This is a genomic window from Acidithiobacillus concretivorus, from assembly GCF_018853445.1.
GTDB classification, from domain to species: Bacteria; Pseudomonadota; Gammaproteobacteria; order Acidithiobacillales; family Acidithiobacillaceae; genus Acidithiobacillus; species Acidithiobacillus concretivorus.
The window spans coordinates 1-6,452 of the sequence record NZ_JABELD010000152.1 but is presented as its reverse complement, the minus strand read 5'-3'; the positions used below and the strand labels follow the sequence as shown (position 1 = coordinate 6,452).

Here is a 6,452-nt window from a genome sequence, read left to right as displayed (position 1 = left end):
AATGGGCATCAGCTGGGACAAGGCCAAAGCCGACTTCCAGGAATACCTCAAACAGGTCGAACAGGGTAATGTGGAATACCTCTACAACCCCGAACTCGCCACTAACCAAAATATCAACATGAAAGCAGGTGCATCTGCCTGAATAGTTGAAAAAGCGTCACACGGATAAAACCCCGCCTTGCTGCGGGGTTTTTTATTAACATACGAAATCTATCCGGGCATGGAATACTTCAATCCCCAAAAAACTCCCCTTCAGGTACCTTTTTCGAGTATGCTTAAGCACGCTCGCCCGAACAGGCGATGAAATGATCCGTTTTGACAGGAGGAAGACCGTGGACAGCAAGGCTCTCAATACCCGTTGCGTAGAACTTTTCCAAAATCCCAACGTCCGTCTGCGCATGTGGAATGCGCGGATGTTCTGGCATGTAGGCGATCAGATGAATGTAGCACCTGCCGCCCTGACTGATCCCAAAGTTGACACCTGCGAGCTGGAAGTCATGCTCAGTGCTGCCGCTCTGACCAATTCAGAATGTGCCGCAGAACTGGACAAAAAGGAACCCGGCCGCGTTGCTTTCATTCAGCGTCAGGTTCGCGAAGGCATGCGTCCTCTGCTGCGTCATGCCAACAACGCCTGATACAGGCGTAAATGCAGGCGGCTGGAGTGAAACGATGTTTCATTCCAGCAGTTGATTCACCTGTGCGGCACAAATAAAATCATTTTCGGTGATTCCCTTGACTGCATGAGTAGAGTATCGCAGCAGGCAGTATCCGTAGCCTATTTCCATGTCTGGATGATGATTTTCACGATCCGCAATCCACGCTACAGCATTAACGAACGCCATAGTTTCGTAAAAGTTTTTGAATTGAAAATCCCGGCATAAACTGCCCTGCTCCAGACGCCATCCGGTTAGACTTCCAATACGTTCGGTGAGTTTGTCCTCCGCAAGTTTTTCGACACCGCCTTCACAAGCCTGACATTTTCCCTGTCGCAAATCGCTGGGCATCGCTAAGCTCCTTTTTGGCAAATAGACTGATGAGTTGTATGCTTGTCATCAGCATAGTGCTTTTTCAGGTATCATTCATGTCCAAAAAAACGCCCCCCTCACCATTGCAGACACCCGACGGCAGTACGCACATTCTCCTGCACTCCTGCTGTGCACCTTGTGCTGGTCCCATCATGGATGATATTCGCAAAGCCGGCATCAAATTTACGGTGCTATTTTACAATCCAAATATCCACCCGCAGGCAGAATATGAATTGCGCAAGGAAGAAAATATTCGCTATGCCGAGGCGCTGGATGTTCCTTTCATTGACCTGGATTATGACAAGGACAACTGGTTTACCCGTGTAAAAGGTCTGGAATGGGAACCGGAGCGTGGCGAGCGTTGCACTGCCTGTTTCGACATGCGCTTTGAGCGTTCGGCACTATATGCAGCGGAGCATGGCTTCAGCGTCTTCAGCAGCACTCTGGGGATATCGCGCTGGAAAGATATGGACCAGATCAATGCCTGCGGTGCTCGTGCTGCAGACCGCCATGAGGGTCTGCAATATTGGGATTACAATTGGCGCAAGGGCGGTGGTAGTGCCCGCATGATTGACATAGCCAAGCAAGAACAATTTTATCAGCAGGAATACTGCGGGTGTGTCTACTCCCTGCGTGATACCAACATGCACCGCCTGAGCCAGGGCCGCGAAAAAATTATGCGTGGCATCAAATTCTATGGCAAAGACAGCGTCCGTCAGGAAGATGCCGGAGATTTAAGCAGAGGCATCAATAACACGTAACGATTACCCGGACCCAGCATTTCAAACAAGGGATAATGTAAAGGCATGCCTCGGGCCTTTCCCCAGTCACTCAGGGCGGAATAGGCTTTCCACGAAGCGATGGCCGCATTTGCGCTCACCTGCACCCGCGCCACTCTCTGTGCGGGCCAATCTCCCAGTAACCATCCCGGCGGTGTGGCCTCGCCGTTATCCACGAGGTAACCTATTCGGGCGTGGACCATCGCATCCCCACCACTACCCGTTTCATTTTCCATCATCGTGATTTCCGTATGACCACGCAGATTTGCAGGCAACTGCGCCGACAACTTCCCTCTGGCCTTGACCATCTGCCGATAAGTGCCCTGGAAATTCTGATAAATATACGCGTGGGCCGCTCCGGCTTCTTCAAGCACTTGGGCGGAATGAAACACGCCCAACCACCACAGGGTTCCCAATACCAGCAGAACAAATACGACCAGGGGTCCGGCCCAACCACGTCGCCAGTCACGTTTCGGTGCTTCTCTGATCTCCGCCATGCGCTGCATACACCTCTGTAAAATAGTCCCAGGAAAAGCCCGGACCGGGATCCCATTTGCGTCCAGGCGCAATATCTGCGTGGCCGACGATGCGTTCTTGCAGCATAGCCTGAAACAGTTTTTGCAGATCCCGACTTAAAGCCGCCAGACGTTGATATTGAATGGGCAGAAATTTGCTGGATTCACTGCCTTCCAGCTCCACACCTATACTGTAATCATTACAGGCAGAACGGCCTTGCCATGAAGATACGCCGGCATGCCAGGCACGATCCCAGACGCTCACATGCTGCCAAAGCTTGCCATCTCGTTCAATGAAAAAATGTGCAGACACCCGCAAGTTTCTTAACTGTTCATAATAAGGATCCCGGTCAAAATCCAGAAGCCCCATAAAAAATCGTGGCACTTCGCCACTCCCAAATTGTTCTGGAGGCAAACTGATAGCATGAACAACCAGCAGATCAATCTCTACACCCACAGGCCTTTGATCAAAATAGGGTGAGGGTGCAACATGCGCCATGGCATGCCAGCCCGCCGCGTTCCAGGGATTGAGCAGATCAGGATTCAAGGAAGCTCTTCAGGAGGGAGGTCAGCATGCGCGTTCAGCCACTGTTCCAGCGCATGGACCCGCGCCTCCACCTGAATCGGACGTTGATATTGGCCGTTATGAAACAGGAACAGTGCAGGCAGGTGATACACCTCGAATTCCCGGGTAATGCCCATATCAATGCCGGCATCAATCTCCCAAACCTGCAGACCACTCCGGTTATCTTCCAGATTCTGCAGCAGTCGCCGCCAGATTCGACAGGAATGACAGCCTGCAGAGCTGAAAAACAAAACAACTTCACCCCGGGTTTCCGCCATACGCTGCCAAAACCCCAGTTCAGAAACCGTTTTCATTTCTGCGTTAGAGTTGCGGATGCTGGCGTTGTGACGGACCCTGCAAACGATTCATCGCCGAAAGGTAAGCTTTGGCACTCGCCACGACAATATCGGTATCGGCGCCCTGACCATTGACGGCCCGACCACTGGCGTCCTGCAGACGCACGGTCACATCGCCCTGGGCATCCGTACCCGTGGTAATGGCATTGACCGAATAGAGCAGCAAACGGGTTTCACTGTTCAGAATACTTTCCATGGCCTGGAATGCCGCATCTACCGGCCCGCCACCCACTGCCTTAGCGGTTTTGGCCACCCCGTCCACCCAGACTTCCACAGTCGCTTCGGGATGCGTACCCATTTCCGAGCAAACCCGCAAATAACCCAGACGATAATGTTCTGCCTGCTCTTCCTGCAGGTCTTCATTGACCAGCGCCTGCAGGTCTTCATCAAATATTTCCGCCTTGCGGTCGGCAAGATCCTTGAAGCGGGCAAAAACCTGATCCAGCGTATCTTTCTCCAGATGAATACCCAACGCCTCCAGACGCGCACGTACTGCCGCCCGACCGGAAAGTTTTCCCAACGTCATGCGATTGGCCGACCAGCCCACATCTTCCGCACGCATGATCTCATAGGTCTCCCGATGCTTGAGCACACCATCCTGGTGAATGCCTGACTCATGGGCAAAGGCATTTGCCCCGACAATGGCCTTGTTGGGCTGGACCGGAAAGCCGGTAATGGTAGAAACCAACTTGCTGGTAGCTACAATCTGGCTGGTATCAATGCGGGTATCACAGGCAAATGCATCTTGCCGTGTGCGCACAGCCATAACGATTTCTTCGAGGGCGGCATTACCCGCTCTTTCACCCAGACCGTTGATCGTGCATTCAACCTGTCGGGCACCATGCTGTACGGCAGACAGGGAGTTGGCTACCGCCAGGCCCAGATCATTGTGGCAATGTACCGAAAAAATGGCTTGGTCGGCGTTGGGAATCCGGTTACGCAAATTGGCAATCAACTGACCAAAGCGATCCGGCAGATTATAACCAACGGTGTCAGGAATATTGATGGTACGGGCTCCCGCCTGAATGACCGCTTCAATCACCCGGCACAGAAAATCCTCCTCGGAACGACCCGCATCTTCCGGTGAAAACTCCACATCATCACAATACTGCCGCGCCAGTTTTACCGCAGCCACCGCACGTTCCAGGACCTGTTCCGGGCTCATCCGTAATTTTGCCTGCATATGAATCGGACTGGTGGCAATGAACGTGTGAATACGTGCAGCATTGGCTTCTTTCAACGCCTCACCGGCACGGCGAATGTCTTCATCCCGCGCGCGCGACAATCCGCATACCCGACTTTCCCGTACGGTCCTGGCAATAGCCTGCACGGCGGCAAAGTCTCCGGGGCTGGCGACCGGAAAGCCTGCTTCAATGACATCCACCTGCAAGCGTTCCAATGCCTGGGCAATGCGCAACTTTTCATCACGGGTCATGGAAGCGCCCGGAGATTGCTCGCCGTCGCGCAAGGTAGTGTCAAAAATAATCAAATGCTCTTTGGACGTTGTCATAGCCAGTGTCTCCCAATCAATTGGGAGGATTGTACCCCGCTACCAACAATTAACGAAGACAATGCACTTTCTTTGTGAATGATTCAGGCGTCTCGCCGCAACCAACGATAAACAGTGCGCTCACTAACTCCCAGAGTTTCAGCTACCCGTCGCCGGTTGCCTTGATATTGCCGCAACAAAGCCTCCAGATCATCGGGCTGCGCGCCACCGCGCGTCACTGATGCCGTAGTTCCAAAATCTCTCACGGCACCCGGCGAAGCAGCAGCATGCGCCTCAAACGCTGGAATAACTCCCGTAAAATTCAGATGATTTGCCTGAATAACGGGTCCATCAGCCAGTGCTGCAGCTTTTTGCAGAATATTGCGCAATTCCCGAACATTGCCCGGAAAGTCATAAGCAAACAGGCATCGTTCTGCATCTTTCGACAGCGTCCACTGCCCTCCCCAACTTTTACCAATGCGTTCCAGCAACACCGCAGCAATACCCGCAATATCATCACGACGATCCCGCAAGGGCGGTAAATCAATGGTAATAGCCGCGAGACGATAATATAAATCCTCCCGAAATTGTCTCTGCCCGGCCATTTCCAATAAGTTACGGTTGGTCGCCGCGATAATACGCACATCGGCATGCAAGGTCTCTGAGCCCCCCAAACGCCGAAAAGTCCCGGTTTCCAGAACCCGCAATAATTTAGCCTGCATACTTAAGGGCAATTCGCCCACCTCATCCAGAAACAGGGTTCCCCGATCGGCCATTTCATACAGTCCACGCTTACGCCCCAGACAACCGGTAAAAGCCCCTCTTTCATGGCCCAGTATTTCACTTTCAAAAAGTGTTTCAGGCAGCGACGCACAATCCACGGTAATAAATGCTTCAGATGCCCGCGCAGAAAATTGATGGAGTGCGCTGGCTGCCAACTCCTTACCAACTCCACTTTCACCATAAAGTAAAATACTGGCATCTGTACGGCCCGCCATTTCAATGTGATGCAGGCATTTCATGAATGCCGGAGAACGGCCCACCATGCGCATGTCACCACAAGTAATGTCTTCTTCCTGATGCGGCAAGCGAATAATTTCCTCACCAAGGTAGGTATTGCCATCCTGATCCTTGATGGCATGTCCACGAATACGCACATGTTCAGCATGATTCTGGTGATCATAGTGAATATGCCGGACATCGTGGGCTTCTCCTGTCGTAAAAACCGCCTGATGGGGACAATCTTCGCCACGCATATGGCAAGGCACCGGCGAATGATGGGAAATTTCATGGCAGCAACGTCCTATTACCTCATCAGATTGCACACCATAGGCCTCCTGATAGGCCTGGTTCGCTGCAATAATCCGGTACTGGTCATCAATCAAAACCATCGGGTTCTGCTGAATATTCAAAACACTCTGAACATCCAGACCAGTTGCTGACTTGTGCTTTTGCGTGGGCTTATGCACATCAGGAGTAGTACGGTCACGATTCTGCATATCCATAATTTGCCTCGGTGTCTGGTCGGCTACTGCTTTTGCAAGCGGAACATATTGTTCCGTAAATAATACGCATCTTCTTTCTTTTTGGATGCAAGAAAATTTCTATTACCATAACTTAATTATATTTGTTTATGAACAAGGTACTCTGTTTGTCAGTAGATGTCATGACATATCATGACATTCTTCCATCTGCCGCGATATAAAAATGAGTGAGCAATACA

8 protein-coding genes and 1 pseudogene are annotated in these 6,452 nt (G+C 51.7%); 3 read left to right on the top strand and 6 right to left on the bottom strand.

Annotation, left to right across the window (positions count from 1 at the left end):
- A pseudogene (locus HJG40_RS15500) lies at positions 1-142 on the top strand (heterodisulfide reductase subunit B); the annotation flags it as partial.
- A gap of 190 nt (positions 143-332) precedes the next feature.
- A complete protein-coding gene (locus tag HJG40_RS14130; protein WP_215864792.1) occupies positions 333-635 on the top strand; it encodes a hypothetical protein in 303 nt (100 codons plus the stop codon).
- Between the two features lie 39 nt (positions 636-674).
- On the opposite strand, the gene HJG40_RS14125 is transcribed toward HJG40_RS14130, so the two are convergent.
- Positions 675-1,004 carry a 4a-hydroxytetrahydrobiopterin dehydratase gene (locus tag HJG40_RS14125; RefSeq protein WP_215864791.1) on the bottom strand — a complete coding sequence of 110 codons (330 nt, stop codon included), beginning with the start codon at positions 1,002-1,004 and terminating at the stop codon, positions 675-677.
- Between the two features lie 77 nt (positions 1,005-1,081).
- On the opposite strand from HJG40_RS14125, the gene HJG40_RS14120 reads away from it, so the two are divergent.
- On the top strand, positions 1,082-1,786 hold the full coding sequence (locus HJG40_RS14120; RefSeq protein ID WP_215864790.1) for an epoxyqueuosine reductase QueH: 705 nt from the start codon (positions 1,082-1,084) through the stop codon (positions 1,784-1,786).
- On the opposite strand, the gene HJG40_RS14115 is transcribed toward HJG40_RS14120, so the two are convergent.
- From HJG40_RS14115 to HJG40_RS14095, 5 genes are all read right to left on the bottom strand, one after another.
- Entirely contained in the window at positions 1,741-2,301 is a 561-nt protein-coding gene (locus HJG40_RS14115) for a hypothetical protein (RefSeq protein ID WP_215864789.1), read from the bottom strand. The genes HJG40_RS14120 and HJG40_RS14115 overlap by 46 nt on opposite strands.
- Positions 2,270-2,866 (bottom strand): 1,6-anhydro-N-acetylmuramyl-L-alanine amidase AmpD, encoded by a 597-nt coding sequence (gene ampD / locus HJG40_RS14110; protein ID WP_215864788.1) that lies wholly within the window; start codon positions 2,864-2,866, stop codon positions 2,270-2,272. Before ampD ends, HJG40_RS14115 begins: the two co-directional genes overlap by 32 nt.
- Positions 2,863-3,198 (bottom strand): thioredoxin family protein, encoded by a 336-nt coding sequence (locus HJG40_RS14105; protein WP_215864787.1) that lies wholly within the window; start codon positions 3,196-3,198, stop codon positions 2,863-2,865. The genes ampD and HJG40_RS14105 overlap by 4 nt, the downstream gene beginning before the upstream one ends.
- A 7-nt stretch (positions 3,199-3,205) precedes the next feature.
- On the bottom strand, positions 3,206-4,750 hold the full coding sequence (locus HJG40_RS14100) for a 2-isopropylmalate synthase (RefSeq protein WP_215864786.1): 1,545 nt from the start codon (positions 4,748-4,750) through the stop codon (positions 3,206-3,208).
- An 83-nt stretch (positions 4,751-4,833) separates the two neighbouring features.
- On the bottom strand, positions 4,834-6,228 hold the full coding sequence (locus tag HJG40_RS14095; RefSeq protein WP_438263570.1) for a sigma-54 interaction domain-containing protein: 1,395 nt from the start codon (positions 6,226-6,228) through the stop codon (positions 4,834-4,836).
- Positions 6,229-6,452: the final 224 nt, after the last annotated feature.

Coding starts and splice junctions, on each gene's coding strand:
- HJG40_RS14095 (WP_438263570.1), bottom strand. CDS start 6,228: ATGCAGAATCGTGACCGTACTACTCCTGATGTGCATAAGCCCACGCAA.
- HJG40_RS14105 (WP_215864787.1), bottom strand. CDS start 3,198: ATGAAAACGGTTTCTGAACTGGGGTTTTGGCAGCGTATGGCGGAAACC.
- HJG40_RS14125 (WP_215864791.1), bottom strand. CDS start 1,004: ATGCCCAGCGATTTGCGACAGGGAAAATGTCAGGCTTGTGAAGGCGGT.
- HJG40_RS14100 (WP_215864786.1), bottom strand. CDS start 4,750: ATGACAACGTCCAAAGAGCATTTGATTATTTTTGACACTACCTTGCGC.
- HJG40_RS14120 (WP_215864790.1), top strand. CDS start 1,082: ATGTCCAAAAAAACGCCCCCCTCACCATTGCAGACACCCGACGGCAGT.
- HJG40_RS14115 (WP_215864789.1), bottom strand. CDS start 2,301: ATGGCGGAGATCAGAGAAGCACCGAAACGTGACTGGCGACGTGGTTGG.